Annotated in this window: 1 protein-coding gene; it reads left to right on the forward strand. The window is 64.5% G+C overall.

Annotation, left to right across the window (positions count from 1 at the left end; all coding sequences use genetic code 11):
- The coding region (locus tag EN750_RS32080; protein WP_145968117.1) for a lytic transglycosylase domain-containing protein at nt 1-1,881 on the forward strand (1,881 nt) is incomplete at its 5' end.
- Nucleotides 1,882-1,926 lie beyond the last annotated feature (45 nt).

Genomic DNA, 1,926 nt, shown 5'->3' on the forward strand with positions numbered 1-1,926 from the left:
CCTGACGTCGCCCCCCTGAAAAGCGGGCTGGATGCGTTGGCGGCGGGCGATAGTCCCCGCGCTCGTGGAGTGCGCAATGCCCTTCCGGCTCAGTCGCTCGACCAGCATATCCTTGCCTGGGCGATCGCGCTTTATGGCGGCGACAAGGTTCCGAGCGGCGATATCACTGCTGCGGCCAAGATGCTGCCCAATTGGCCGGGCACCGTCGCCCTGCGCAGGAACAGCGAGCGCGCACTCTATCGCGAGAACCCTGCCCCCGACATCGTTATCAGGGCGTTCGACGGCAGCCAGCCGCAGACATTCGAAGGCGTGATGGTTCTTGCCCGCGCCTATGTGGCGTCAGGCAATATCAAGGCGGCACGTTCGGTGCTGTCGCCCTTCTGGCGCACCGCGATCCTGGAGGCTAGGGACGAGGCGGCGCTGATCAAGGAATTCGGCAGCTTGATCCCGGCCACCGACCACCGTTTTCGCATGGAGCGCATGTTCTATGCCGACCGCGCGAATTCCGCCTTGCGCGTCGCCGGCCTGGCCGGCGCCCAGCAACTCGCCGAGGCCTGGGCGGCGGCCGACAAAGGCGACAAGAACGCGCCCAAGCTGCTGAAGGCCGTGCCGGCAATGCAACGTTCGGCCGGCTACTTCTTCGCGCAGGCCGAATATCTGCGCAAGCAGGAGGATTTTGCCGGGGCCGCCGCCATTGTGATGCAGGCGCCGACAGATCGCGACGCTCTCGTCGATCCGGATGCCTGGTGGGTCGAGCGCCGGGTGTTGTCGCGCGAACTGGTAGACCAGGGCGACATGAAGACCGCGTACAAGATCGTCGCCACACACGCCGCCGAAAGTGCCGCCAATGCGGCAGACGCCGAATTCCATGCTGGCTGGTATGCGCTGCGCGGCCTGAACGACCCAAAAACCGCGGCCAGTCATTTCGCTCGCATCGCGAACCTCGCCCAGGGGCCGATGACGCTGTCGCGCGCCTATTACTGGCTCGGCCGTGCCGCGGAAGTCGGTGGTCCGGGCAATGCAAAGGACTATTTTGCGCGCGCCGCTGCCTATGGCACGACATTCTACGGTCAGCTTGCCGCCGAACGCGTGGGCCGGCAGGCGCTGAACATCGCCTACCCCTCGCCAAGTGCAGCCGACCGGCAGAATTTTGCCGGCCGCGAGGCCGTCAGCGCCATCAAGCGGCTGCAGGAGGCGGGCTACGACCGCTATGCCGAGACGCTCTATCGCGACCTTGCCGGGCAGTTGACCAGTCCGGGCGAACTGGCGCTGCTGGCTGTCCTTGCGGAAAAGCAAGGGAACCATTTCATGGCGCTGAAAATCGGCAAGATCGCCGGGGCGCGTGGCATCGATGTCGGCGCATTGTCGCATCCGCTCGGCGTCATTCCCGATTCGGCCGACATTTCCGGCTCGGGCAAGGCCCTGGCCTATGCGATCGCCCGTCAGGAAAGCGAATTCAACATCGGCGCCGTGTCCAGCGCCGGCGCGCGCGGGCTGCTACAGCTGATGCCGGGAACCGCAAGGCAACTGGCGAAGAAGGCCGGGCTGCAGTTTTCGCAAACACGGCTGACCACCGATGCCGGCTACAATGCGACGCTTGGCTCAGCCTTCCTCGGCGAACAGCTCGATCGCTTCAACGGCTCCTACGTGCTGACCTTCGCCGGCTACAACGCCGGCCCCAACCGAGCCAGCCAGTGGGTGGCCAGATATGGCGACCCGCGCGGCAAGGACATCGACGCGGTCGTCGACTGGATCGAGCGGATTCCCTATACGGAAACAAGGAGTTACGTTCAGCGCGTGATGGAGAATTACGAGGTCTACAAGATGCGTATTTCGGGCAAATACGACATTGTCGGGGATCTGGTGAACGGGCGGAGTTGAGGCTTCTGTCCTTCTCCCCTTGTGGGAGAAGGTGTCGCCGAAGGC

This window comes from Mesorhizobium sp. M7A.F.Ca.ET.027.03.2.1 (assembly GCF_003999175.1).
Lineage (GTDB): Bacteria > Pseudomonadota > Alphaproteobacteria > Rhizobiales > Rhizobiaceae > Mesorhizobium.